This is a genomic window from Desulforamulus putei DSM 12395 (assembly GCF_900129195.1).
Lineage (GTDB): Bacteria > Bacillota > Desulfotomaculia > Desulfotomaculales > Desulfotomaculaceae > Desulfotomaculum > Desulfotomaculum putei.
Window position 1 is genome coordinate 1 of record NZ_FQUY01000030.1, and the last position, 26,774, is coordinate 26,774.

28 protein-coding genes and 2 pseudogenes are annotated in these 26,774 nt (G+C 41.5%); 24 read left to right on the plus strand and 6 right to left on the minus strand.

Going from position 1 to position 26,774, the window contains the following annotated elements:
* Window positions 1-41: 41 nt before the first annotated feature.
* Entirely contained in the window at window positions 42-452 is a 411-nt protein-coding gene (locus BUB67_RS14065; RefSeq protein ID WP_200798182.1) for a hypothetical protein, read from the minus strand.
* Between the two features lie 125 nt (window positions 453-577).
* A complete protein-coding gene (gene istA / locus BUB67_RS14070) occupies window positions 578-1,237 on the minus strand; it encodes an IS21 family transposase (RefSeq protein WP_073240043.1) in 660 nt (219 codons plus the stop codon).
* A 401-nt stretch (window positions 1,238-1,638) separates the two neighbouring features.
* On the opposite strand from istA, the gene BUB67_RS14075 reads away from it, so the two are divergent.
* Window positions 1,639-4,194, plus strand: coding sequence for a glycyl radical protein (locus tag BUB67_RS14075; RefSeq protein ID WP_073240044.1), 2,556 nt, complete (start codon window positions 1,639-1,641; stop codon window positions 4,192-4,194).
* Window positions 4,195-4,282: 88 nt separating this feature from the next.
* Window positions 4,283-5,173, plus strand: a complete 891-nt coding sequence (locus BUB67_RS14080; protein WP_073240064.1) for a glycyl-radical enzyme activating protein — start codon at window positions 4,283-4,285, stop codon at window positions 5,171-5,173.
* A 61-nt stretch (window positions 5,174-5,234) separates the two neighbouring features.
* On the opposite strand, the gene BUB67_RS14085 is transcribed toward BUB67_RS14080, so the two are convergent.
* Window positions 5,235-5,978 (minus strand): response regulator transcription factor, encoded by a 744-nt coding sequence (locus BUB67_RS14085; protein ID WP_073240045.1) that lies wholly within the window; start codon window positions 5,976-5,978, stop codon window positions 5,235-5,237.
* A 138-nt stretch (window positions 5,979-6,116) separates the two neighbouring features.
* Here BUB67_RS14085 and BUB67_RS17275 point away from each other — a divergent pair, with 138 nt between their 5' ends.
* Window positions 6,117-6,239 (plus strand): hypothetical protein, encoded by a 123-nt coding sequence (locus tag BUB67_RS17275; RefSeq protein ID WP_274377251.1) that lies wholly within the window; start codon window positions 6,117-6,119, stop codon window positions 6,237-6,239.
* 417 nt (window positions 6,240-6,656) lie between these two features.
* On the opposite strand, the gene BUB67_RS14100 is transcribed toward BUB67_RS17275, so the two are convergent.
* Window positions 6,657-7,877 (minus strand): sensor histidine kinase, encoded by a 1,221-nt coding sequence (locus BUB67_RS14100; protein ID WP_073240047.1) that lies wholly within the window; start codon window positions 7,875-7,877, stop codon window positions 6,657-6,659.
* Between the two features lie 304 nt (window positions 7,878-8,181).
* Between BUB67_RS14100 and pduA the strand changes: the two genes are divergently transcribed.
* The 18 genes and pseudogenes from pduA to BUB67_RS14195 all read left to right on the plus strand — a co-directional run bounded on the left by pduA (window position 8,182) and on the right by BUB67_RS14195 (window position 23,895).
* Entirely contained in the window at window positions 8,182-8,463 is a 282-nt protein-coding gene (gene pduA / locus BUB67_RS14105) for a propanediol utilization microcompartment protein PduA (protein ID WP_073240048.1), read from the plus strand.
* A 22-nt stretch (window positions 8,464-8,485) separates the two neighbouring features.
* Window positions 8,486-9,349: a propanediol utilization microcompartment protein PduB gene (gene pduB / locus BUB67_RS14110; RefSeq protein ID WP_073240049.1), complete on the plus strand. Its 864-nt coding sequence runs from the start codon at window positions 8,486-8,488 to the stop codon at window positions 9,347-9,349.
* Between the two features lie 122 nt (window positions 9,350-9,471).
* Window positions 9,472-10,338 (plus strand): BMC domain-containing protein, encoded by an 867-nt coding sequence (locus tag BUB67_RS17470; RefSeq protein WP_073240050.1) that lies wholly within the window; start codon window positions 9,472-9,474, stop codon window positions 10,336-10,338.
* Between the two features lie 19 nt (window positions 10,339-10,357).
* Entirely contained in the window at window positions 10,358-11,011 is a 654-nt protein-coding gene (locus tag BUB67_RS14120; protein ID WP_073240051.1) for a phosphate propanoyltransferase, read from the plus strand.
* Window positions 11,008-11,829, plus strand: coding sequence for an ethanolamine utilization protein EutJ (gene eutJ, locus BUB67_RS14125; RefSeq protein ID WP_073240052.1), 822 nt, complete (start codon window positions 11,008-11,010; stop codon window positions 11,827-11,829). Before BUB67_RS14120 ends, eutJ begins: the two co-directional genes overlap by 4 nt.
* 15 nt (window positions 11,830-11,844) lie before the next feature.
* On the plus strand, window positions 11,845-12,612 hold the full coding sequence (locus BUB67_RS14130) for a flavoprotein (RefSeq protein ID WP_073240053.1): 768 nt from the start codon (window positions 11,845-11,847) through the stop codon (window positions 12,610-12,612).
* 23 nt (window positions 12,613-12,635) lie between these two features.
* The gene (locus BUB67_RS14135; protein ID WP_073240054.1) at window positions 12,636-14,093 is read left to right on the plus strand and encodes an acetaldehyde dehydrogenase (acetylating); all 1,458 of its coding nucleotides are present in this window, start codon (window positions 12,636-12,638) and stop codon (window positions 14,091-14,093) included.
* 36 nt (window positions 14,094-14,129) lie between these two features.
* Entirely contained in the window at window positions 14,130-14,396 is a 267-nt protein-coding gene (locus tag BUB67_RS14140; protein ID WP_073240055.1) for a EutN/CcmL family microcompartment protein, read from the plus strand.
* Between the two features lie 40 nt (window positions 14,397-14,436).
* Window positions 14,437-15,579: a 1-propanol dehydrogenase PduQ gene (locus BUB67_RS14145; RefSeq protein WP_073240056.1), complete on the plus strand. Its 1,143-nt coding sequence runs from the start codon at window positions 14,437-14,439 to the stop codon at window positions 15,577-15,579.
* A 61-nt stretch (window positions 15,580-15,640) separates the two neighbouring features.
* The gene (locus BUB67_RS14150) at window positions 15,641-16,456 is read left to right on the plus strand and encodes an MIP/aquaporin family protein (RefSeq protein WP_073240057.1); all 816 of its coding nucleotides are present in this window, start codon (window positions 15,641-15,643) and stop codon (window positions 16,454-16,456) included.
* A 240-nt stretch (window positions 16,457-16,696) separates the two neighbouring features.
* A protein-coding gene (locus BUB67_RS14160) for an IS3 family transposase (protein WP_143157098.1) occupies window positions 16,697-17,856 on the plus strand; the annotation gives its coding sequence in 2 pieces (ribosomal slippage) (window positions 16,697-16,952 and window positions 16,952-17,856; 1,161 coding nt in all).
* A gap of 441 nt (window positions 17,857-18,297) precedes the next feature.
* Window positions 18,298-19,470 (plus strand): iron-containing alcohol dehydrogenase, encoded by a 1,173-nt coding sequence (locus BUB67_RS14165; RefSeq protein WP_073240060.1) that lies wholly within the window; start codon window positions 18,298-18,300, stop codon window positions 19,468-19,470.
* A 452-nt stretch (window positions 19,471-19,922) separates the two neighbouring features.
* Window positions 19,923-20,230 (plus strand): annotated as a pseudogene (locus tag BUB67_RS14170) (cyclophilin-like fold protein).
* A gap of 209 nt (window positions 20,231-20,439) precedes the next feature.
* On the plus strand, window positions 20,440-20,856 hold the full coding sequence (locus tag BUB67_RS14175; RefSeq protein WP_003545788.1) for a cupin domain-containing protein: 417 nt from the start codon (window positions 20,440-20,442) through the stop codon (window positions 20,854-20,856).
* Between the two features lie 172 nt (window positions 20,857-21,028).
* Window positions 21,029-21,415 carry a MerR family transcriptional regulator gene (locus tag BUB67_RS14180; RefSeq protein WP_073240061.1) on the plus strand — a complete coding sequence of 129 codons (387 nt, stop codon included), beginning with the start codon at window positions 21,029-21,031 and terminating at the stop codon, window positions 21,413-21,415.
* Window positions 21,416-21,463: 48 nt separating this feature from the next.
* Window positions 21,464-22,315 (plus strand): annotated as a pseudogene (locus tag BUB67_RS14185) (aldo/keto reductase).
* A gap of 41 nt (window positions 22,316-22,356) precedes the next feature.
* Complete coding sequence (locus BUB67_RS14190; protein WP_073240062.1) at window positions 22,357-22,887, plus strand: flavodoxin; 531 nt, start codon at window positions 22,357-22,359, stop codon at window positions 22,885-22,887.
* Window positions 22,888-22,905: 18 nt separating this feature from the next.
* Entirely contained in the window at window positions 22,906-23,895 is a 990-nt protein-coding gene (locus tag BUB67_RS14195; protein WP_073240063.1) for an aldo/keto reductase, read from the plus strand.
* A gap of 329 nt (window positions 23,896-24,224) precedes the next feature.
* Here the strand turns inward: BUB67_RS14195 and BUB67_RS14200 are convergent, their stop codons facing one another.
* Window positions 24,225-24,560, minus strand: a complete 336-nt coding sequence (locus BUB67_RS14200) for an ATP-binding protein (protein WP_200798183.1) — start codon at window positions 24,558-24,560, stop codon at window positions 24,225-24,227.
* A gap of 88 nt (window positions 24,561-24,648) precedes the next feature.
* On the opposite strand from BUB67_RS14200, the gene BUB67_RS14205 reads away from it, so the two are divergent.
* Window positions 24,649-24,984 (plus strand): helix-turn-helix domain-containing protein, encoded by a 336-nt coding sequence (locus BUB67_RS14205; RefSeq protein ID WP_238457068.1) that lies wholly within the window; start codon window positions 24,649-24,651, stop codon window positions 24,982-24,984.
* 110 nt (window positions 24,985-25,094) lie between these two features.
* Window positions 25,095-25,211 (plus strand): IS3 family transposase, encoded by a 117-nt coding sequence (locus tag BUB67_RS17475; protein ID WP_081734658.1) that lies wholly within the window; start codon window positions 25,095-25,097, stop codon window positions 25,209-25,211.
* Window positions 25,212-25,288: 77 nt separating this feature from the next.
* Here the strand turns inward: BUB67_RS17475 and BUB67_RS14210 are convergent, their stop codons facing one another.
* Window positions 25,289-25,864, minus strand: coding sequence for a flavodoxin family protein (locus BUB67_RS14210; RefSeq protein ID WP_003543352.1), 576 nt, complete (start codon window positions 25,862-25,864; stop codon window positions 25,289-25,291).
* Between the two features lie 332 nt (window positions 25,865-26,196).
* On the opposite strand from BUB67_RS14210, the gene BUB67_RS16990 reads away from it, so the two are divergent.
* Window positions 26,197-26,774 (plus strand): recombinase family protein (locus tag BUB67_RS16990; RefSeq protein WP_159431850.1); only part of this gene is annotated, 578 nt, incomplete at its 3' end.

Consider the following 26,774-nt stretch of genomic DNA (forward strand, 5'->3'; position numbering starts at 1 on the left):
TTTAGCACTTTGCTTGGAGGGGATAAATAGATACCGGCTGTTTAATTATGAAAAGGAACAACATGATTATGTAGGTATTTATGTGCAAGTGGACATTCAATGTAGGATAACATGGTCTGTCCGACAGCTCCATGCAGTTCTCTAAATCTCTGACTTCGCCTGAATTTTACAGTTCCAGTCTCTAGGAATTCCGTCAGTACGTTGGCGCACTGGATAATATCTTTTTCCCAGCGGTCAAGAGCATCATAAGCTCTAGTCCCAATGAGGTGATAAATGAATGCCTCACCAACAGTAGCAGTGTAATACTGCTGATCAGTATCCCTCATAAATACAGCTATCCTTTGCCATGCAGACCGATATTGATTGATTCTTGAATGGGAATATGAGAGTTTTTGGAGATATTTGACTACATCAGCAGTCAACATCTCAAGTGTTATTTGTTTTTCCTTCATTACTTAGACCTCCTTAATTGATTTAAGCATTCTTGCTTAAATCAACTATAGAGGATGATAATGTAAAGTAAAACGATAAAATAGATCAGCGCTACAAGGTGTTTTACAGCCTTACTTTACATTATCTAATACTTTCCATAACCTTTTTCATTACCCTTGGCACGGTTACAAAAGTCACTGTCAAAACCATGATGGGCGCGAAACTTGATAAAAGCATCCTGTTCTTCCCGTTTCCGGCCTATCAGAACACGTTTAACAGCGGTTTTTAGATTATCATAAAGAATGCTTTGCGGGACCCCATTGAAAAATAAAAACGCCTTTTCGTGAGCATCGAAAAATGCTTCTTGTCTCTGATGTGGATAGAACCTGACATAGAAAGCTTTACTGTTGCTGAAGCGTATTAGAAATACATCACCGTTAATATCCTGGCCGTTGATTTTAACCGTGGCAGGAGTCCAATCACATTGAGCACGGCCAACCGGATCATGTTCCAGGGGAACATATGTCTCGACACGTTCGATATTCAGTTGTTGCTTAATTTCCCTGACCCAGCCCCGGACGGTTGAATCACAGCCGGTAAAGCCTTTCTCTTCTTGAAGGCGTTCAAAGATACGGCTGGCGGTGTAACGTTGTTTGGGTGGAGCATTAAGGTTTTCAACTAGCCATTCGCGGATAATTGGTAAAAACTGTTCCTTACAGCGGTGCGGGTGGGGAAACTTTTCGTTTGTAACGTGTGACCTCTTCCACAGAACCATAAAGTATTTTGCGGATGGTCTGCCGGGCAAGACCAGTTTCCCTAGAAATTTGTCTTATTGATTTGCGTTCCTTGATGTGAAGATCTTTGATATACTTATAAGTGTCCACCTTGATCATCCTTTTCTACCTGCCTTTGCTGTTGTCTTGTCAACTCCAGCATAGCAGGTTTGATGGTCAGGGTGGTCAACTTTTTCTTTAGCATTTTCCTTTCTAGTGGTCAATTTTTATTCTAGCAAATACAGATTTTTTCGTGTACTAAGAGAGGACTATATAAGGCAAATTTTTATTACCAAATCAAAAAAGTACAATCAAAGGCTATCTAAAGAGTACAAGTTCTGGTCGAAATAGTAAAAAAAAGATTGCGATAATTAAATTACAATGAACCTAACAAATTATTAAAACTCCAAAAGAGAAAGGGGACAGCAGTAAGATGACAGCTGAATTTAGCCAGCTTTTTAAATCATCACCGAGCCAACGGATTCAAAAGTTGATTGATGACCTCTATTCAGTGACGCCTGAAATTGAAGCGGAGAGAGCGATTCTGCTTACAGAATCCTACAAACAGACGGAGAGTTATCCAACGATCATTCGTAGGGCAATGGCATTAGATAATATTCTGAGCAAAATGACGATAGTGATCCGTGATAACGAGCTCATCGTGGGGAATTTAACGACCAAACCCAGGGCAAGCCAGATTTTCCCTGAGTTTTCAAATAAGTGGATCGTTGATGAATTTGACACTTTAGCAAAAAGGACAGGCGATGTCTTCTTAATTTCTGAAGATACCAAGCAAAGCTTAATGGAAGTCTTCAAGTATTGGGATGGAAAAACGACCAATGAACTTGCAACTGAGCTCATGTTCCCGGAAACAAAAGCAGCGATGGAAGCAGGAGTATTTACGGTCGGCAACTATTATTTTAATGGGGTAGGCCACATCTCTGTCGATTATGCCAAGGTGCTTGCTAAAGGGTTTAACGGGATAATCGCTGAAGCAGAGGAAGCAATTGCGAAGGCGGACAAGTCTGACCCGGATTATATCAAAAAGCATCAATTCCTGACAGCAGTCATTATTGCTGCAAAAGCAGCAATCAAGTATGCCAAGCGTTTTGCTGAGCTTGCCCGGAAACTGGCTGCTCAAACCTCTGACGCTCAAAGACAAACCGAACTGTTACAAATTGCACAAAACTGTGAGTGGGTACCGGCAAATCCGGCCAGGACTTTCTATGAGGCCTTGCAATCGTTCTGGTTTGTACAGGCCATTATTCAAATCGAGTCGAACGGACACTCCATTTCCCCGATGCGCTTTGACCAATATATGTATCCGTACTATAAAAAAGATAGATCCGAAGGCCGTATTACGCAAGAACAGGCACAAGAGTTGCTCGATTGCCTGTGGGTTAAATTCAATGACGTGAATAAAGTGCGTGATGAGGCTTCAACAAAAGCCTTTGGCGGCTATCCAATGTTCCAAAATCTTATTGTCGGAGGCCAAACTGTCGACGGGGTTGACGCTACGAACGAACTTTCATTCATGTGCCTTGAAGCTACTGCCCATACCAAGTTGCCACAGCCGTCAATCTCCATACGCGTCTGGAACAAGACTCCCGATGAACTAATGTTGAAGGCTGCAGAAGTCACTAGACTAGGCTTGGGGATGCCTGCTTACTACAATGATGAGGTTATAATCCCTTCACTGGTCAATCGCGGGCTTTCCTTGGCCGATGCCAGGGACTACGGCATTATCGGTTGTGTTGAACCGCAAAAAGGCGGTAAAACGGAAGGCTGGCATGATGCTGCGTTCTTTAATACTGCAAAAGTACTGGAAATTACCATTAATAATGGTATGGCTAATGGCAAACAACTAGGTCCCAAAACTGGCGAATTTACTTCCTTTACCTCGTTTGAACAATTCATGGATGCTTACAGAGAGCAAATGAAATATTTTGTCAGCCTCTTAGTCAATGCAGATAACTGTGTTGATATTGCGCATGGTGAAAGAGTTCCCCTTCCTTTCTTATCATCTATGGTTGATGATTGTATTGTAAAAGGAAAATCTCTCCAGGAGGGGGGCGCCCATTACAACTTTACCGGGCCTCAAGGGGTAGGAATTGCTAACGTGGCTGACTCCTTGATGGCTATTAAGAAATTAGTCTTTGAAGAAAAGAAAGTAACCCTTGCAGAACTGAAAGAGGCGCTCGATACGAACTTTGGTTCTTGTGAGGCACCAAAATCCAGCGCGAAAGTGAATTTAGACCTCAACAACTTAACTCAGGAAGCTCTTGTGGAAGCAATCACGAAGCTTGTCCTTGAGGCTAACAATGCTTCCTTGGAGGACTTGCAAAAGTCCGCTAACATTAAAGTTGATTTGGGGTCCAACGGGAATAAGGAATACTTCCGTCAAATGTTGGAAAATCGCGCACCCAAATTCGGAAATGACATTGATGAAGTTGATGAGTTAGCCCGCGAAGTTGCTTTAATCTATTGTCGTGAAGTAGAAAAATACACTAATCCCCGCGGTGGCCGTTTCCAACCTGGTCTCTATCCTGTATCGGCCAATGTTCCCATGGGAGCGGTAACAGGAGCTACACCGGATGGCAGAAAAGCCGGAGAACCCCTGGCTGATGGTGTATCCCCTGTTTCAGGAAGAGACAAGAAGGGGCCCACTGCTGCTGCCAACTCCGTGGCTAAAATAGATCATCACATTGCCTCTAACGGAACGCTCTTTAACCAAAAGTTCCATCCATCCGCTCTCGAAGGGCAATCGGGGTTAGAAAATCTCTCTGCATTAGTGCGCAGTTACTTTGATCAAAAAGGTATGCATGTGCAATTTAACGTCGTTAGCCGGGAAACCTTAATTGATGCCCAGAAAAACCCGAATAAGTATAAGAATCTGGTGGTTCGTGTAGCCGGATATAGTGCACACTTCACCTCACTGGATAAATCAATTCAGGACGACATTATAAAGAGAACTGAGCACTCCCTGTAATAAACAAAGGAGGAGGGGTTTCAACAAACTCCTCCTTTCTTCTACTAGGAGGTCTAATACGGTGGAATACGAAAAAAATACTAAAGGAATGGTCTTTGATATCCAAAGGTTTTCCGTCCATGACGGTCCTGGGATACGAAGCATCGTCTTTTTAAAGGGATGTCCGCTATCATGTCATTGGTGCAGCAATCCGGAGTCTCAAAGGCCTGAGAAGCAAATCATGTTTATCAGTCATAACTGTATTGGCTGTGGCCGCTGCACAAGGGCCTGTCCTACAGGGGCTCTAACCTTTAATCCTTCCTTTAGTTTGGATCATGAGAAATGCCAAAGGTGTGGCAGGTGCGTCGATGTCTGCTTTAGCAACGCATTAAACATGTCAGGAGAAGTGCAGACAGTAGAACAAGTTTTACACGAGCTAAAAAAAGATAATCTCCACTATCGTCGTTCTGGGGGAGGGATCACCCTTTCGGGAGGGGAACCCCTGTTCCAGCCTAATTTTGCCAGGGAGTTGCTCAAGGGGTGTAAAGCCAAAGGTTGGCATACGGCTATTGAGACTACTGGATTTGTCGCGGCAAGCGTTTTAGAAAGCATTCTACCCTGGGTGGACCTTATTTTGCTGGACATCAAGCATATGGATGGTGAAAAGCATCGCCACTATACGGGTCAACCCAATCAGGTCATTTTAAACAATGCCCGCATAATGGGGTCTTACGGTACTCCCATCATTATTAGGGTGCCTGTCATCCCGAATGTTAACGACAGTATTCGTGAAATTCAAGATATTGCTGAATTTGCCCTGAGTATTAAAGGGGTAAAGGAACTGCATCTTTTGCCGTATCACCGTTTGGGTGAGAACAAATATCAATACCTGGGCTACGATTACAAGTTAAAAGGCATTGAGCCCCACAATAAAGAGACGATTAAGAATCTTCAAAAGGCTGTCATAGAGAAAGGTTTCGTATGCAAAATTGGTGGATGAGCATTTAGAATCAGGTACAAATAGACGAAAGGGAAAGAAGGGAGTAGACTCTTCTTTCCCTTTAATCGTTTAATGTATGGCTTTGTTTAAACTTATTCGGCGACTGCTTTTCCACCTTTAAGAAGACTTTATTAAAATAAGCCGGGTCGGAAAAACCTACTTCAACTGCAATTCGGTAGATTGGCTTATTCGTTTCCAAAAGGAGTTTTTTGGCTTTTTCTATTCTTAGTTTGTTAACATATTCTGTAAACGTAAGGCCGACCTCCTTCTTGAAGTAGCGGCTGAAATATTGGGGATTAAGATGGACGAATTCGGCGACGGTGTTGAGTTTCAATTCCTGTGCGAAGTTTTTTTCAATATAATTTAAAGCATTCTTAATGATGTTTTCGCCGACGAGTTCAGCTTTAGAATTTCGACTGCCAGGGGCATGCCGTTCTAAGTTCTCAATGGCCTTATCGATGGACTTTTTTAAGTCTTCCTGTTTTACCGGTTTTAATAAATAATCGATTACACCATGTTGAATCGCTTCTTGTGCGTAACTAAACTCACTGTAAGCCGTGATGATTATAGTTTTCACATGGGATAGAAACTTAATAATGCGTTTTTGTGCTTCTAGTCCGGTAGTTTCTGGCATTCTTATATCCATCAATATAATGTCAGGCTGATAAAGCTTGGCAATTTTTATAGCCTCAGTTCCATTCTTGGCATCCTGTAGGATGTCAATGTTAAAATACATTCTTTGAATTATTTTCCTTAAGGCTAAACGTTCGAGAGGTTCATCTTCTACAATCATCAGCTTATACATTGCTAACACCTTTCTTTAGAGGACGTTGTGGGAATAGTACTCTTTTACACAAGGAATATAGATATGTTGTTGTTCTGTGATATTGTTACTATATAACTGTTCTGTGAAAATGTCACTATGGAACAGGAGAAGATTATATTGACAAAAGCAGAACTCAAAAAAGTTTTGGTTGTGGAAAAGGTGGTCGCTCGTCAGGTCAAGGTGACGGAAGCCGCCACTTTGCTTGGATTATGTGCGCCCGGCATTGGGCATTATCTATAGGTTGAAAGTCCCGAACGGTGAAGGTAGCAGTAACCGTAGTTCCAAGACAAGGGTGTCCATCACGAGGTGGAATCTGAAAGGAGTCGGCGGCAAACCTTCGCCGAAAAACTGCCCCATCCCTTCGAACTCAAAACTGTCGTTGAAGTACGGAAAACAATGCAAGGTGAACTGTTAGTATAGCATCAAGGACACGCGCTGCGATTGTATGAAACGGAAAAACCCAAACGACAGCAAGAAATAAAAACAGCGAGTCCTGCGTTGCCACGCAAACCCGCTGCAAATCATACATGGCGTCGACCATGGAACTCACCAAGCAGGTTTAGCGTAACACAAATTCATAACCGTTGACAACCCCTAAAAGGGGGGGTCTTAAACTCATAAAAGTAACATTTTCTCAGACGAGTTAAGGTGACATTTTCACAGACTATTGACACAAGGAATATAGATATAGACATTGGTCTCAATGTCAGGTATACTTTCAATTTTTAGTCCATATCGTTCTCCAAAGTAATGCTTGATTCGGTCATGCGTGTTCTGGAGTCCAATGCCTAAATATTGGTTTAATGTTCCATTTATATTTTCATGAAGTAGGTTAAGAACATCTGGATTTATCCCTTTGCCATTATCACTGATTTTGATGACGATCTCATTATCGGACACAAGTCTACCTGTAATCTTTATCTTACCACCCTCCTTTTTCGTTTCGAGACCATGCACCATACAATTTTCCACCAATGGCTGAATGATCATGGACGGAATCCGATAGTCCATGATTGCTTCACTGATGTCAATTTCGTAGGTGATTCTATCACTGTACCTGGTTGATTGAATAAAAAGATATCGTTTAATGTTTTCAATTTCATCCTTAATTTTCGGAAACTCTTCAATGTTCTTAAGATTGTATCTTAAAAGGTCTGACAGTTTATAAATCAACTCTTCGGTTTGAGGAGCATTTTCCATTAAAGCCATCCTGGCTATAGTGTTCAAGGTGTTGAACAAAAAATGGGGGTTTATTTGGGCCTGAATTGTTTTTAGTTCCATTTTTTTCGCTTTTTGTTCAAGTTCAAATTTTTCTTTGCTTTGTTTCAACAATCGCTCTTGGGTTAGACGGCTCATACCCAATTGAGCAATATAATTGGCCAAGAAGCTATAAAATTCAACTGAATTTTGTATGGATTCTTGTGGAACTAACGGGATATACTGTACAGCCTCTTTCAGTTGAGCTAATGGAATGTCAAAGTCTCTCGATATTCTTTCAATATCTATTGAATCTCTTGATTTTTGCCCTTTAATTAAGACTTGTCCACCTAATACTGACCCTAAGAAATAATTATCGATGATGATGGGGGCGACACAATCGATAAGTCCGGTGTGGCAATTATATGTTCTTGGTTTTCCTTCTTGTATGGCCAAAAGCCCGGCCTGGCGATCACATGATATGCAATTCTGACGTCCCTTTTCCGAAGAACGGATAAGTTTGCAAAAAGGGGTAAAATTGCTACTCTTACCGACTGGAATCCCATACGTATCCACAGTAATGGTCGGAACACCCACAAGTTTTGCAAGTTTATCCTGAATATCAATCAATGTGTTGATATCCACTATATCCTTCAGTTTTAAATTCTCCCATACATTCACGGCAAGATCCCCTCCTTGCGGATTATACGAGTAGCATTGGTCAATTGTGAATGTTTTTATGAACTATGTAACAAGAGGTTATATACATAAGTTATATACATAATATTATCTTTCTATTAGGAAAAAGGCAACAAATTTTGTATTTTCAAAAAAGGAGATATATGGATTTTACTTAAATCAAAATAATACAAAGCTACAACCTTAAGATATTCCAATATTAAGTCAAAATAATTATAACGACTCATTTCTCTATGTAATAGAATGTACATACGAAGTAATCACAAAACCTTACGGAGGTGCTGTTATGGGACAAGAAGCTTTAGGAATGATTGAAACAAGAGGATTGGTAGGTGCAGTAGAGGCTGCAGATTCTATGGTAAAGGCTGCTAATGTTACCCTTATAGGCTACGAGAAAATCGGGTCTGGATTAGTTACGGTTATGGTAAGGGGAGATGTTGGAGCTGTGAAAGCGGCTACTGATGCTGGTGTAGCAGCCGCTAAAAGGGTAGGAGAAGTAGTTTCTGTACACGTCATTCCAAGACCTCACACTGATGTAGAAAAAATGCTGCCTAAACTGGCAGAGTAGTCAATGGTATTGAGGTGGTATCATGAATGACTATTTAATCAACAAAGTATTAGAAGAAGTCCAAAAAAGCCTAAGCTTAAAAAAATCTGATCCTGGAAATGACAATAGCACGAAAGTTCAGGATCGAGCTGAACAAGCCATTTGCCATAGTACAGGTGAAAACAAAACAGTGGAGAAGGGTGATAATTTGATAGAGGTAACACCGGTTACTGAATTTGTTGGAACCGCTATTGGAGATACGGTTGGTCTCGTGATTGCCAATCTGGATCGTCATCTACATGAAAAAATGGGATTGGATCCGAAATACCGTTCCGTTGGTATCGTAAGCGCAAGAACAGGAGCTGGCCCGCACATTATGGCGGCTGATGAAGCTGTAAAAGCCACCAATACGGAAATTGCCCTGATCGAACTAGCGAGAGATACCAAAGGAGGAGCTGGACACGGAAGTATTATCGTCTTTGCTGCTGAAGATGTATCCGATGCAAGGAGAGCAGTTGAAGTAACGTTGAAAGAGATTGACAGAACGTTCGGTGACGTCTATACCTGCGATGCAGGTCATATTGAACTTCACTACACTGCCCGGGCAAGTCTTGCTTTAGAGAAAGCCTTTAAAGCCCCGTTAGGCAAGTCCTTCGGCATCATAGTAGGAGCACCTGCGGCAGTCGGTCTGCTTATGGCAGATACTGCACTTAAAACTGCTAATGTAGAAATAGTCAGCTATGCTAGCCCAGACAAAGGTACGGCTCACTCTAACGAAATTATCGTGAGCATTACCGGTGATTCAGGTGCTGTAAGGCAATCAGTCATTGCGGCCAGGGAAGTAGGACTGAATATTCTCAGGTCTATGGGACAAAACCCGGTTTCTGTTACAAAACCAAATATTTAGAACATCGCTTTAATCGAGGGTTCAAATTGGGCCCTGATGGTATGACATTCACATGAAGTAACCATATCATCAGGGTGCTTTCTTACCTGGAGACATAGCCTGTTAGAATTGGAGTGTTTTTTATGAACCAAAACGCCCTTGGACTGGTTGAAGTGACAGGCTTAACAGCAGCTATAGAGATTGCGGATACTGTCTTAAAGTCTTCAAATGTGTACTTGATAGGGTATGAAAAGGTGACAAATGGCTTAGTTACCGTAAAGATTCAAGGGGATGTAGGAGCGGTAAAATCAGCCATCGATGCAGCCAAGTCAAGTGCAGCCCAAATAGGTGCTGTGGTGTCCACTTTGATAATTCCTAGACCAGCAGAAGCTCTTCAACTTCTGGTAGAATCAGATACTACTATAGGTTTGCAACAAAACTGCAGCAGATTTGCAGGTGCCAGGGAATCTGGGTTGACATTCGATGTTAATAAAAAAGAAGCAAATGGACAAGACTTTAATAACGTTGGAGAACAGCCTCTTGGACAAGCTCCTGTGCCTGGTCGCTCTGACAAGGCAGTAGATCATAGCGATGTTCTGATTGAGAAAGAACCTTTACAAAGCGATGGCTTGGACGAGCCCTTGAACAAGTTACAGGACGAGTTTGTACAAGAGCCTTCTAATCAGTCTGCCGAGAGGCTTCTGGATAAGCCGTTGGATAAACCTTCGGATGATCCCGTGGTGAAGCCAGAAGCTGATGGACAGTTTCAAGATAAAATGTGCGCCGCGGATAGGTCGGGAAACGACAAATTTGCTTCATCGGATGTAATCAGAGCAACAAATGATCTAGATCAGGAATTGGACACGACCGTCCGGATGGATAAAAAAGAAGAGGACAAAGGCATTACACTGCGTGAGAAAGACAGTACATGTAATTTATGCTACGATCCACTGTGTCCGCGAGAAAAGGGGCAGCCCAGAGTACTCTGTATTCATTCGCAAAAGAAATAACTAAAGGATGAGACAAAGCATGAACATAAATGAAACACTGGTAAAAGAAATAGCTTCCGAAATTATAAAATGGTCAACCATTAAAGATAGAAGCTTAAGTATTCCTGTAGGTATATCCAACAGGCATATTCATCTTACCAGGGAAGATCTGGATGTCTTATTTGGACCTGGATATGAACTCACTGTAAAAAATGAACTGAACCAGCCCGGACAATTTGCCGCACATGAAACTGTTTGTATTGCCGGACCAAAGGGATGTTTTACCAACGTTAGAATTTTAGGTCCGTTGAGAAAATACAGCCAAATTGAAATTTCTAGAACAGACGGATACATACTTGGTATTCATCCGCCTGCAAGAAATTCCGGCGACACATCAGGTTCGGCCAGCCTCTGCGTAATTGGGCCTAAAGGTATGATGGTCTTTAATGAAAAAGTGATTTGCGCTAAAAGGCATATCCACATGAACAAGTATGAAGCCGAACATTTCGGTGTTTGTGATGGTGACCTGGTGGATGTAGAGACTGTTGCTGGTGCTAAACAGGTTACTTTCCATAATGTTTTGATTAGAGTGGATGAACAGGCAAGCTTGGAATTCCACATTGATATGGATGAAGCAAACGCAGTGGAAATAAAAAATAAAGATTTAGTAAGAATAATAAGGAAAAATCAATGACAACGATGCAGAGAGTTAACTCAATCGTCAGCCAAATGCAGGCAAGAATCGAAAGTGAAGATTCTTGTGAAGTTCATGGTGAACTGAAAGTTGGCGTGGATTTAGGTACGTCAAATATCGTGATCACGGTACTAGATCAGGACGATTGCCCCGTTGCAGGAGCGATGCAACCTGCCAATGTGGTTAAAGATGGAATTGTTGTGGAGTATGTACAAGCGGTTTCTATTGTCAAGGGACTCAAAGAAAAACTTGAGAGGCGGCTGAATCGGGAACTTAGTTATGCTGCAACTGCTATACCACCGGGGATTATGGAAGGCAATATTAAAGTTATAAAAAATGTGGTTGAAGCCTCTGGGTTCGAAGTTACAAATATTATCGATGAGCCAGTGGCAGCTGCGAAAGTCCTGAATATACAAGATGGTGCTGTAGTTGATATTGGGGGCGGGACGACTGGGATCTCAGTCTTGAAAAATGGAAAAGTGATTTTTTCGACCGATGAGCCAACTGGGGGGACACATCTTACCCTCGTAATCGCTGGAAACTTTGGTTTTGAGTTTGAAGAGGCAGAAATGTTCAAATTAAACCCCAAAAATGAATCAATCATTTTTCCGGCGGTGCGACCGGTGATTGAAAAAATGGCGGAAATTACGAGGAAAAGTATTAAAGATTATAACATTGATAGGATTTACTTGGTAGGAGGAGCGTGTTGTTTAAACGGAATTGAGGAAGTTTTTCAAAAGTATACTTCCATTGAAACTGTTAAACCGGACAATCCCTTGTTGGTGACACCAATTGGAATAGCCATGGCTGCCGGTTAGATTGGGGGTGGGGGTTTGTCGATTGAGACACTGATTAAAAACTTGCTGCTGGAAATTTTGCCGCGAATGAATAAAAAAATCCTGATCTTCCTAACCGGAGGTACTGTGCATGCTGAAATTTCGCTAAAAGTGTTGGCAGATTTTGAATTTACAAATTATGATTTAGTCATTTCAGAGAGTGGCAGAAAAGTCCTCGACCAAGAACTTGTTCAAAAGCTTCAAGGACGTGTCCTCCAATCTACAGAAGAGGTTGATGATTCGCTGCGGAGCGCAGGGTTTGTATTGGTTCCGGTGATGACGAGAAACACCTTGTGCAAAGTTGCACTTGGTATTGCCGATAACCTGGTTACAACTGGAATCGCAAGAGCCGTTATGATGAACAAAGAAATTATTGTTGTAAGAGATAGCTATGCACCTGATAACCCGGTCAATATCTCAAATGGGCTATCTCAGAATCCAGTTTATAACTCAATGATCAACAATTATGAACAAATCCTGCAAGCAGCCGGGGTCAAATTTGTGGATTTTCCTGAATTCAAAGGTGTTATACAGGAAAAAATCGGCCGGTTGTTCCTTCCAACTCTAAGCCAAACGGAACAACCAACTGGTGAAGCCCCCCCCTATCGACGGGATGTAGCACTAACTGGAACTGTTCTTACATTAAATGATGTAAAAAAAATTCAGCCGAACAAAATAGTTCAGATTAAAGAAAACACAATTATAACACCCCTTGCCAGGGATTACATTGATATGAACAACATAATCGTTAAGTTTAACAAGTAGTATATAAATCGGGAGGTAATAATATGGAGTTGATTGATAAGGACTTGTTGTCAATCCAGGAGGTAAGATGCCTTATTGCAAAGGCTAAAGCTGCTCAGGTGAAATTTAGACAATATTCTCAAGAACAAATTGATAAGATAGTTAAAGCTATGGCGGATGCAGCTGATTTGGAGGCTGTTAGGCTTGCTAAGTTAGCCCACCAAGAAACTGGGTTTGGTAAATCTGAGGATAAGATCATAAAAAACATATTTGCTTGTAAAACTGTGTTTAACAGTATCAAGGATTTAAAAACAGTAGGAATCATTAATGAGGACAGGGAGAAGAAGATTATTGAAGTAGCGGAACCGATCGGAGTTATTGCCGGCCTTATTCCTTCTACGAATCCTACATCTACTACTATTTATAAATCACTCATTGCTTTAAAGGCCGGCAATGCCATTATCTTTTCTCCTCATCCATCTGCAAAACAATGTATCTTAGAGACTGTTAAGATCTTAAGTGAAGCGGCAATTAAAGCTGGAGCACCCGAGGGGATTATTGGATGTATGAGTGTTCTCTCCATGCGGGGAACCGAGGAACTTATGAAACATAAAGATGTGTCTTTAATCCTGGCAACTGGTGGGGAAGCCATGGTGAAAGCAGCTTATAGTTCTGGTACCCCGGCAATAGGGGTGGGGCCTGGCAATGGACCGGCTTTTATTGAGAAATCCGCAAACATCCCTCTGGCTGTTAAAAGAATTATAGACAGTAAGACCTTTGATAATGGAGTTATTTGTGCATCAGAACAATCGATAGTTGTGGAAAAAGAGATTAAAGATCAGGTAGTAGCAGAATTAAAAAAGCAAGGTGCTTACTTCCTTACACAAGAAGAATCAGACAAGCTGGGAAAATATATGTTAAGGGGCAATGGCACCATTAATCCTCAGGTTGTAGGCAAAAGCGTGGAAAAACTAGCAGAGTTAGCAGGATTGAATATCCCGAAAAATGCCAAGGTGCTCATTTCAGAGCAAACAACAGTGAGTAAAGATAACCCATATTCACGCGAAAAGCTTGCCCCTATTTTAGGGTTTTATGTTGAAGAAAATTGGGAAAAGGCTTGTGATCGGTGCATTGAACTGCTTGAAAATGAAGGTAAGGGTCACACTCTAATCATTCATTCCAATAACGATGATATCATCAAACAGTTTGCCCTTAAAAAACCCGTTTCGAGGCTCCTGGTCAATACATGTGGTTCATTAGGCGGAATCGGCGCTACAACAAACCTTGTACCAGCGTTGACTTTAGGTTGTGGAGCAATGGGAGGAAGTTCCACTTCCGATAATGTAGGCCCCATGAACCTTTTAAATCTTAGAAGGGTGGCGTACGGGGTTAGAGAATTTGCTGATCTAAGGGAAGAGGGGACTTCCAACGAAAGGATACAACTATCTCAGGAATATGTTGAGAACTTGGTGAAAAACATTTTAGAAAAATTGGCTATGTAGATCGTTATTTTTTTAATTAAAGGAGTTTTATTATCTATGTTTTTGGCCAGAGTTATTGGCAAGGTCATATCTACCCAAAAATGCGAGAAGTTAGTGGGTGGCAAGTTATTGGTAATCAAATCCCTGGACGAGAATAAAAACATTATCGAAAATAGTGCTTTAGTAGCACTGGATTCCGTCGGTGCAGGCATTGGGGATATTGTCCTGGTCGATTGGGGAAGTACCATTTACGAAGACAAAAAAATTGCCGCCGACATGGCTATCGTGGGTATAGTGGATGATATTCAACTAAGTGATAATTAGAGTAAGAAACTTAAATCTCAGGCACGGAGAGAGGGTTTATATGAATAGGTTTAGTGTTAAACCGGCCGTTTATTTTAATCGAGGTGCAGTTGAATTTTTAAGTACACTCAGTAAAAGCAGGGCTTTTGTGATTACCGATCCATTCATGGTTAAAGTAGGGTATGCTGACCAAATTATTGCTATCTTAAAAGCCAGGCAGATAGAATGTGCTGTATTTTCTGACATTAAACCTGATCCGCCGATTGACATCGTTGCAGCTGGAATGAAATCTATGCTGCAGTTTAACCCGGATGTGTTGATTGCTCTGGGCGGCGGGTCAACCATTGACGCAGCTAAAAGCATCTTAGCTTTTGGTACGAACATCATGAAAAACAATGCACCGAACTATACAAAGCCGCTTTTTATCGCTGTACCAACAACCAGCGGGACCGGTTCTGAGGTAACGTCCTTTGCGGTCATTACCCGGGACGAGAAAAAAATTCCGCTAGTAGATGATAGTTTGATCCCCGACATAGCGATAATTGATGCGGATTTTGTGAAAACCGTTCCTCCCCAGATCACTGCTGACACCGCTATTGATGCCTTAACCCACGCTATAGAAGCTTATGTTTCGACAGATGCATCTGATTTTTCTGATGCTTTGGCGGAAAAGGCAGTCAAAATAATATTTGACTATCTATTAAATGCTTACCATGATGGAAATGACTTGGAGGCTCGCGAAAAATTGCACAATGCATCCTGCCTTGCAGGAATGGCTTTCACTAATGCTTCTTTAGGCATTAACCACAGTATGGCTCATGCCTTGGGAGGGATGTTTCATATCCCCCACGGTAGAGCTAATGCCATCCTTCTACCTTATGTTATCAGGTATAATTCTCAGTTGGAGAGCGGAAAGGAAACCAGGGCTGCAGTACGCTATGCCGAATTGACAAAACTTATAGGATTACCGGCCGCTTCAGTGACTGAAGGTGTTAATAATTTGGTTTGTGCGATTAACATACTTCTAAGGGAAACTAAAACGCCTGCCAATTTGAATGAAGCAGGAGTAGAAGAATCGGCGTTCTTAGACAAAGTAAACGATCTGGCCGAAACCGCACTTGCTGACAAATGTACCGTTACTAACCCTAGAACACCGTGTAAGGAAGAGATTGTACAACTATATCAATTTGCTTACGGTGAATAAGAGTTCTCATTAGTTTAACTGCATTTTCATAACAATGAGTTTAATTCAAGGGAGGATTAAAATGCAAAAGCAATTATTCGGTGAATGTCTAAGTGAATTTATCGGTACATTTGCTCTAATATTTGTCGGTGTAGCTTCTGTTGCTTCCTTGGTCGTTGCCGGTATTAATGTATCCTGGTGGAGTATGTCTATCTGTTGGGGGTTAGCCGTCACTTTGGGGATATATATCTCGGGTTTCGTTTCAGGCGGACACATTAATCCGGCAGTAACCATATCCCTCGCGGTATGGAAAGGTTTTGACAAGAAAAAGGTTATTCCTTATATCATTTCACAAGTCCTTGGGGCCTTTGCGGGTGCGAGCGTTGTCTATGCCTTGTATAGTGAAGGCATCCGGACATTTGAGAAAGCGCAGAATATCGTCCGCGCATCCCAGGAAGGATTGGCGACTGCAGGTATTTTCAGCACCTTTCCTAAGCCGTACTTATCTACCTTTCAGGCGTTCATGGTTGAACTGGCAATTACGGCGTTTTTAATGCTTGTGATTCTAGCAGTTACCGATCCTAAAAACGGAGCGGCGCCAAACGGCGGAATTCCCGCATTAGCCATCGGGTTAACGGTTGCTATTTTGGGATTATCCTTTGGACCGCTAACCGGATTTGCCATGAATCCAGCTCGGGACTTCGGACCTAGAATTTTCTTATTGTTAGGCGGCTGGGGAAGCAGTGCTCTTGGGCCTAATCTCTATGGTCTAATCGTACCGATATTGGGACCGATTGTGGGAGCAATTATAGCCGGGGCTGTGTGGGAAAAATTAATTGTACCCTACTTCCCGAAATCTAGTCATGATGTTCCGGTGCAAAAGAGACAACAAGCATAGGATGGGTTGAAAGAGACTATCTCCAATGAGGTAGTCTTTTTAAGTATGTAAACGATATTCGTTTCCTATAACTCAAGTTTGAAATGTAAACGGCGTGAACCCTTGAAAACAAAGAAAACAGCAAAACGTACCACTACATCTCTCCTGGGTAATGGTACTCTTGTGCCTCGTACCCGGTTTGATGGACACTCCGAACTGAGATAAAATTAAATCATCGGAGGTGCCACAAAGTGAGTAATAATGGCAGAAAATACAACAAAGAATTTAAATTTAGAAGCTGTAAAACTGGTTGTGGAAAAGGGGCGCAGTGTCCCCAGCGTAGCATTAGACCTCGGTATACATGAGAAAACCCTTTATAAATGGGTTTCAGACTATAAAAAAGATAGTGAAAATGCATTTCCAGGGAGCGGACGGCTAAAACCCCAAGACGAGCTAATTCGACAATTAAAGCGCCGGGTTGCCGACCTTGAGGAGGAAAATGCTATTTTAAAAAAGGCAGCGGCCATCTTCGCAAACCACCGGAAGTAAGATATCAATTTATAGATACACACCGCTTCGAATTCAGGGTGGAGAAGATGTGCCAAGTCCTTGAAGTATCAAGAAGCGGTTATTACAGCTGGCGAAAAAGGCCCAAAAATGAACGTAAAAAGGCTAACGAAAGACTGTTGAAAGAGATCAAAGACAGTTATAACAGATCTCGAGGGCTATACGGGGTTAGAAAGATCACTAAGGAGCTAAACAACAAAAAGAAGATAAAATGCGGTCATAACCGGGTATATAGGCTCATGAAAGAAAACGGAATAGCTTCCAAAAGGCCGCGCCGGTTTAAGGCCACTACAAATTCAAAGCATAATTACCCCGTGGCTGAAAACCTGTTAAACCAGAACTTTAAGGTCAACCAACCAAATAAAGTGTGGGTATCGGACATAACTTACGTCCCCACTGATGAGGGCTGGCTTTATTTTGCAGCAATAATAGACTTATGCCATAAGAAGGTTGTGGGCTGGTCTATGGATAGCACAATGACTAAAGAATTGGTCATCAACGCTCTTGAGCAAGCTGTTCACCGGGCCAGGCCGCCCAAAGGGGTTATCCACCATTCGGATCGGGGAAGCCAGTATGCAAGCCATGCATACCAAACCCTTTTAAAAAAATATGGCTTTATTGCAAGTATGAGCCGAAAAGGCAACTGTTACGATAATGCCTGCGCAGAATTCTTCTTTAGCACTCTAAAAAATGAGCTTATTTATCAATCACATTTTAAGACAAGGGAAGAAGCAAGACAAGCGATATTTGAGTATGTAGAAGTTTTTTATAATCGAATTAGGCTGCATTCAAGTTTGGGCTATATGTCCCCCTGTGAGTACGAGCAATATCTAACAAAACAATTAGCAGCATAGCCTTGGCGCCTGTCAAGGGCCGGCGATAGCCGGGGCGAAGCCTTTACCCTTGTACAGGCTAACATGGAATACCCTTTTGTAAGGGGCCAGGCATAAGCCTGGATCCCTGCCTCCCGGCGAGGGCGGGGGTTTGGGGGCAGGGCCCCCAAGAAAAATAGCGAAACACTGTGATTTAGCTTGAAAGTCGCAGTTCTATGTGTCTATTTAATCGGGAACACCTCATACAATAATTTGTTATTGCATGATAGTAGAATACTGCGAACTTATTAACTATTTTTAGGCAAGGAGTGCAGTTAAATAAAATTGCACTCCTTTTTGTTAAAAGTGCTTGACTTGGAGTTAACTCCAAGTGATAAGCTGTTCTGTGTAGGTGATCCTATGACAATACTAATTAGAGTTAACTCTGTCATGAAATACTAATTATAAAATGGAGGGTTTAATATGAGTTTTAACATGTATATACCTACAAGGGTTTTATTCGGAGCAGGCCAATTAAGTAATTTGCATGCACAAAAAATGCCTGGCAGAAAAGCCATGATTGTTATTTCGAAGGGAAAATCTGTTAAAGAAAACGGATACCTTGCAAGAACTGAAGAACAATTGAAATTAGCAGGAGTAGAATTTGTGGTGTTTGATAAGGTAGAACCAAATCCATTGAAATCAACGGTTATGGCGGGCGCTGCCTTTGCACGAGAAAACGGTTGCGATTTTATTGTTGCATTGGGCGGTGGTAGTACTATGGACGCATCAAAGGCTATTGCAACTATGGCAACGAATGACGGTGATTGTTGGGACTATGTCCATGGTGGAAGCGGAAAAGGAATGCCAATAGAACATAAACCGCTCCCTATAATCGCAATTACTACTACAGCAGGTACAGGCTCTGAAGTTGACCCATGGGGCGTTGTTACGAATGAAGAAAAGAATGAAAAAATAGGGTTCGGCGGTATTGACGAGCTGTTTCCGGTTTTAGCAATTGTCGATCCCGAGCTTATGCTTACTGTGCCGCCGAAATATACTGCTTATCAAGGTTTTGATGCGCTGTTTCATAGCGTAGAAGGCTATGTTTCTAAATTCACCAATCTTATGAGCGATATGTATGCAATTACTGCTATTGAAAATATAGCACGAAACCTTCCAAAAGCAGTAAAAGACGGAAACAACATTGACGCTCGCGAAAAGGTTGCTTTCGGCAATACGCTTTCCGGTGTAGTGATGTGTGTAGGGGCTGTTACCAGCCAGCATTCCTTGGAACATGCCATGTCGGCCTACCATCAGGAGCTTCCCCATGGAGCAGGCCTTATTATGATTAGCAAGGCATATTTCACACATCTCATTAACAAGCATGTATGTGATGACAGATTTGTTCAGATGGCTAAAGCTATGGGAATGGAAGATGCAAAAGAGCCGATGGACTTTATTACTATGTTAGTAAAATTACAGGAAGATTGCGGAGTTGCAGACCTCAAGATGTCCGATTATGGAATCAGGCCGGAAGAATTTGAAACACTGGCTAAAAACGCAAAGGAAACTATGGGTGGACTGTTCCTGTGCGACAGAAGCGAACTCAGCATTGAGGATTGTGTTGCCATCTATGAGGCTTCCTACAAGTAAAAATTAAAATTTTCAAGCAAAGACAGGCAGCCTGTCAAAGATATGTGCTCTGCTACGCCTCCATTGATGAACTGACCTGTCTTTGCTGGTTAACAATAAAGATGCAAAACTTTTATAGGAGAAAAACAAGATGAAAAAATGTTATCTTTGGCAATTGCTTTGGTGATGGCTTTCACCCTCGCTGCTTGTATATGCCTATTGAGAGCGAATCTGCTGATGTAGAGAACGAAAGCCCGCCGCCAGAAACGGAGGCTGCAAGTCCACCAACTGAAATAGTGGATAGTAAACCTGTTGAAAGGGAACCAGCTGTGTCACTAAATGAATCGAATGACCAAAGCACTTCGGTAGGTACAGAAAGCAGCAGTGAGACTAAGGATAACTAGGAGAGTTTAGATGCTATGGAAGATGTTAGAATAAAATTAACTTTTGACAACGAGGAAGTAATTGTGAAAATGTATGATAATCCAACAAGCAGGGATTTTTTAACATTACTCCCATTAACATTAACATTAGAAGATTATGCAGGAACCGAAAAAATTAGTAGTTTAGCAAAAAGATTATCTACAGAAGATGCACCACCAGGCAGTGATCCTTCAGTTGGAGATTTCACTTATTACTCTCCTTGGGGAATTTGGCTATATTTTATAGAGATTTTGGTTATGCAAATGGACTTATTATATTGGGTAAGATTGAATCTGGCATAGAAAAGCTTGCAAGTATTCGCGGTGACTTTACGGTTACAATTGAAAAAATTAACTAAATTCGTTGCTGCTTTCCTCTATGATTTCCATGTGCCTTATACGAAAAATCTTGCCGAACAGAGCATCCACATGGTCATTGCACGCAAGTATAGAAAGAAGAATATTAAAGATTTGTTTGAATTGCAAGTGTAAAGCCGGTAGTAAATTAGGTGGAATGACATCCAATATTTCAGTAGAAAGAAAAATTTAATTTAAAGGAGAATAAAACATGAACAAATCAAAAAATTTAAGTGAAAGTGTAATCTTCCCGAAAGGTGAAAAAATTACGAATGACTATTTTATTGGGACAGCATGGATTGAAATGCTGGTTTCTAATGACAGCATCTTTAATTGCCCGATATACAATGTAACTTTCGAGCCAGGCGCAAGAAATAATTGGCATAAACATCCAGGTGGGCAGATTCTGCTTATTACAGGAGGCGAAGGATATTATCAGGAAGAAGGCAAGCCTGTACAGGTGCTTCACGCAGGGGATGTAGTAAAGATCAATCCGGCTGTAAAACACTGGCATGGTGCTACACCGGATAGCTGGTTTACACATATCGGAATAACAACAAATCCTCAAAAGGGAGACGCCGAATGGTTAGAACCCGTAACAGATGAAGAGTATAGTAATTTAAAATAACATTAGTTTTAGACAAAAAGCTGGATGACTCGCAAGGTGGTTTGTCATTCAGCTTTTCTTATAGGTCAATGAAGTTACACTGGAAAGTAAGTAAGAATTTCTCTTTCTTAGAGGACTTGGCTTGGAGTTAACTCCAAGTGTTATTATAGCGGATATCAGGAGGTGAAACCACATGACGATTACAGAAGTAAGTGAAAAATTTGATATCCCACAGGATACACTCCGCTATTATGAACGCATCGGACTGATACCTCGTGTGAACCGTAATAAAAGCGGAATCAGGGATTATAGTGAAGAAGACTGTAATTGGGTTGAATTTATTAAATGTATGCGAAGTGCAGGTCTTCCGATTGAAGTATTGATTGAGTATGTCGAGCTGTTTCAACAGGGTGATGCAACCATAGAGGCCAGAAAAGAGCTCTTAATCGAACAGCGTAAGCAGTTAATAGCAAAAATTGAAGCTATGCAGAAAACACTGGAACGCCTGAATTATAAAATTGCAGTATATGAACAGGTAGTAGTTGAAAAAGAAAAAGAACTAAAGAGATCTGAGAATTAATTTTATGGGCAAAAATGTATTGGCACGCAAAATCAAAGGAGGATTATTATGCAAAATATAATTTTGAACAATGGTGTTGAGATGCCTATTTTGGGCTTTGGAGTCTATCAGATTACTGATGCCAAGGAATGCGAGCAGTGTGTTTATGACGCGCTCATGGCAGGCTATCGTTTGATAGATACCGCTGCTGCTTATTTAAACGAAGAAGCGGTTGGCAGAGCAATCAAACGGAGCGGCGTACCGAGAGAGGAACTGTTTATTACGACTAAGCTTTGGATTCAGGACGCCGGTTACGAGAGTACAAAGAAAGCCTTTGAGAAATCGCTAAAAAGATTGCAATTGGATTATTTGGATTTGTATTTAATCCATCAGCCGTTTGGCGATGTATATGGTTCTTGGCGAGCTATGGAGGAACTGTATCGTGAGGGGAAAATTAGGGCGATTGGGGTCAGCAACTTCCAGATGGATCGTTTGGTGGATTTGATACTTCATAATGAAGTGGTTCCTGCTGTAAATCAAATTGAAACCCACCCGTTCTGCCAGCAAATAGAAAGTGCTAAAGTTATGAAAGAATACAATGTACAGATAGAATCCTAGGGACCTTTTGCAGAAGGAAGAAACAACATGTTCCAGAATGAAGTTTTAGTATCAATAGCTCGAAAGTATAATAAATCCGTTGCTCAGGTGATTTTACGCTGGTTGACACAAAGAGGAGTGGTTGTGATTCCGAAGTCTGTTCACAAAGAAAGAATAATAGAAAACTTCAATATCTTCGATTTTGAATTAGGCCAGGAGGATATGGAAAGAATTGCAACATTGGATACGAAAAAGAGCTTGTTCTTATCACATAACGATCCTGAAACTGTGAGATGGCTAAGTAACGTCAAATTTGATATTTGATAGTGGAATAAAAAAGATGCTTGATTGGAGAGGGATAAAAAATGGCATATTCAAAGAGCCTTATCGCTTATTTTTCACGCAAGGGAAATAATTATGTGGGCGGTAGTATTGTAAACCTGCCAATTGGAAACACAGAAGTAATAGCAAAGAAAATACAGGGATTAACAGGCAGCGACATGTTTGAAATCAAAACAGTAAAATCTTACCCCGAAGATTATACGGAAACAACAAATGTAGCACAGGAAGAAAAAAGAAAAAATGCCAGACCTGAGCTTACAGATAAAGTAGATGATATGGATTCTTATAATGTGATTTTTCTCGGGTATCCGAATTGGTGGGGAACGATGCCGATGGCGGTATTCACATTTTTAGAGTCGTATGATTTTTCAGGAAAGACCATTATTCCATTTTGCACACATGAAGGTAGTGGAATGGGAAGCAGTGAACGCGACATCAAGAAACTTTGCCCAAATGCAAAGGTATTATCCGGGTTGGCAATTCGAGGCGGCAGTGTTGACAGAGCAGACAAAGATGTTGCAAACTGGCTTAAAAAACTTGATTTGATACCATAACCAAAAAGGGAAATAGAATTGAAAAAACGTAAATTAGGAAACAGCGGCCTTGAGGTTTCCGCCATTGGGTTAGGCTGTATGGGAATGAGTTATGGTTATGGCCCGGCAGCAGATAAAAAAGAAATGATTTTACTGATCCATGCGGCCGTTGACCGTGGTGTTACTTTCTTTGACACCGCCGAAGTGTATGGGCCGTATGTGAATGAGGAATTGGTGGGTGAAGCACTGGCCCCGTTCAAGGGAAAAGTGGTCATCGCTACCAAGTTTGGCATCAAAATGGCAGATGGCAAGCAGGTGCTTGACAGCAAGCCGGAAACCATTAGGCAATCAGTGGAAGGCTCGCTCAAACGTCTTAAAGTTGAAGCCATTGACCTGTACTATCAGCATCGTGTTGACCCGAATGTGCCTATCGAGGAAGTAGCTGGAGTAATACAAGACCTAATCAAGGAAGGGAAGATCAGATATTGGGGACTTTCTGAAGCAGGAGTGCAAACGATTCGCCGCGCACATGCGGTTCAGCCGCTCACTGCTATTCAAAGTGAATATTCAATGATGTGGAGAAGTCCTGAAGAAGAACTGCTGCCTACCCTGGAGGAACTCGGAATCGGCTTCGTTCCATTCAGCCCGCTGGGCAAGGGTTTCCTTACCGGAAAAATTGATAAGAATGCAACATTTGTTAGCTCCGACTTCCGCAGCATTGTTCCCCGCTTTAAACCGGAGAATCTCGAAGCAAATCAGGTTTTGGTGGAACTTATCAAGAAGGTTGCTGCAGAGAAAAACGCAACGCCGGCTCAAATAGCTCTGACATGGGTGCTTGCCCAGAAGCCTTGGATTGTTCCGATTCCCGGCACGCGCAAATTAGAGCGTCTGGAAGAAAATCTTGGCGCAGCGGACATTGAACTGACTCCCGAGGAGCTAAGTGATTTGAACGATGCACTCTCGAAGATCAAGATTTCGGGAGAACGCTACCCAGCAGGTTCAGAATACGCAAATAGAACGGGTAAATAATGGGTAGTTTTAACACATGCTGCCTTTTTTATATAGGCTATAAATCGAATAAGGAATCCTCACTACGGAATTAGCGGTGGCATTTTAGAAATAAGATGCTGCCGCTTTTTTTATGCCCTTTTTTAGGGTGAAAAATCACAAACGATTGGAGCATTCCTGTAATGAAATAAACTGATGTATTTGTCAACTCAAAATTCCCCCACTTAACAACAAGAGTTATGCTTTCATTGAATTATCCACAGTTTTATGTTATCTCATTAATCATGACAATGCAAAGCATGATCGTGTCAATTTGAATACAGTATACACGAGGGGTTCTGCCTAATAAATTAGGCCAATTGCTGCTTCTGCAACCACTCCTTTGTTTCTTTCATTCGATAGGAATTACCATTCATATTAATTATGTATGATTGATGTGTTAAACGGTCAATCATAGCTGCAGTCATAACAGGATCCTGGAATATTTCCCCACATCGCTCAAAAGAAAGGTTTGTAGTGATAATAGTGGATTTTCTCCCGGCCCGAAGTGACAGGTGGGTAAACAACAGCTCCGAGCCCTCTTTGTCGAAGGAGATGTAGCCCATCTCGTCCGCAATAACCAGGTCATATTTCTCAAATCTGTTTTGGAAGGCGCGTAATGTCTGTTGTAGATCATAAAATAGAATTGACCCCTGATCGTCAAGTAAAACTGACCCACCTTATGATAAAATTTCCATCGAGAGGGGGAGGCAAAAGAGGTGGTAAGCATGTACAATGGCAACGCATCAAGCACTGCATGCCCAGGGGGTCAGCATCAGGAAAATAGCTAAGACACTAAGTGTATCAAGAAATACCGTCAGAAAATACCTTAGAGATATTAATCCGCCACAGTTTAAAGCCAGGGAGTATGAAAAACAACTGGACAAGTACCGAGAAGAAATTCAAGACATGCTCGATAAGGGTTATATTGGCACAAGAATACACAAAGAACTGGTTCAAAAAGGCTATATGGGCTCACCATCCAGTGTACACCGCTATCTGCGGGCCTTTAAAGAAAATGATAAGGCCGCTAAATTAGCCACCACCCGGGTGGAAACCGGCCCATATTAAGCAATTCTATGAAACAGGAAGCAATACTCGTGTTTTATGTGTCTATTTAACGGGGGACGCCGCAGGTCCGGAGGGCTGCAGCATGAAGGCAGTAGATGAAGAAAAATTATATGAAGCCTTTGTCAGGATGGTCCCCCGCCGATTATATAGATTTCTATAATCATGAACGCCCACAATCTCGATTAAAAGGAAACGCACCCATTGAATATCTCAATAAGTGCGCATAAGGGAGCTTTTATTAGTATTGTCAACTTTGGGGGCGAAGTTCTGTGTACAGGTGAGGACTATTTGACGTTTACATATTTTATTTTGCTATTTTTTCTAGAAGCAAGGCCATATTTTCCCCGATAGATTTCATATTTTGCATACCTTCTGCATCTTTCTCAACTTCACCAATTTCTTTTCCATAGACCATATTCCAGTAAGTTCCACCCACCAGATACATCTGCATGTAGTGTAAGAAATAATTCATCGTATTAAAAGCATGGATTGCTCCTCCTCGACGAACCGCCACAACAGCAGCTCCCACCTTGTGCTTAAAAAGTGCATTATTAGCACTTGCTACCATGCCTACTCTTTCTAAAAATGCTTTCATGTTGGCTGAGACATCGCCAAAATATACTGGTGAACCTAAGATAATGCCATCTGCTTCGATCATTTTGGCAATACACTTATTTATAATATCATTTTGAAAGACACATTGATTATTTTGATTTTTAAAACATCCCCCACAGCCGATACAACCCTGGATATTATTACCGGCCAGCTGTATCATTTCTGTTTCTATACCTTTCTTTTTTAATTCATCGAAAACACGTCCAATGATAATAGCAGTATTGCCATCCTTACGTGCACTTCCATTAATACCTATTACTTTCAATGCAAAAACCTCCTAATTTTAATATACATGTTAATTTACTTGAGTAGATTCTCCTGAAAAACCAGCTTGTAAATGTAATCGCAGTCGGCCTGTTCACTGTGAAGTCCAAATCCTTGGAATTCCTTTTATTTAAGTACAGGCCAATAAACGGTTCGTTTTTCAGGGGGGAATCTAAGTAGTTGAACAAGTTAACTTTATTCTAACTTTATTTTTATTAACTTGAATAATATAGATTAAACATATAGGATATAACTATAGGTTATATCTAAAGATGGAGGTTAAAACAGCTTCCAAAATACATCCGATAAAAACTGCTGGCGGTCATCGTCGGTATGACGAAAGCGAACTGCTTGCTGTTATGGGTAAAAACTGTAGAAATTAAAGGAAATCGTTGTGCTATATATGCCAGAGTTTCTACTAAAAAACAGGCTGACAACGGGAACTTAATCCGACAATTGGAGCGATTGCAAGGAATCGCCAAACGCAGGAAATATGCTGTAGTTGCAGAGTATCAGGAAGTTGCCTCCGGGTTAAACGAAAACCGTAAAGAACTCAGCAAACTATTAAAAATTATCGCCGGTGGTCAAGTAAATATTGTTCTCATAGAATACCGTGACCGTTTAGCCCGTTTTGGTTACAAGCTTTCTACGGGTACAGTGATGGACTTTTTCCGGGGCCTTGTCACAGGCCTGGGGGAGGAGCCCAAGTTTCGCAAGGTGGATTTGTTTCACCAGATACAAAAAGCGGTGCTGACGTTTTACCAGGAACGAAAAATTACACCGGTTTTTATCCTGGACGAGATGCAACTGGCCAAGGATCTTTTCTTGCACGATTTAAGCATCATCTTCAATTTCGGCATGGACTCAGAAAACCCGTTTATTCTGGTTATTTCGGGGCTTCCATATATGCA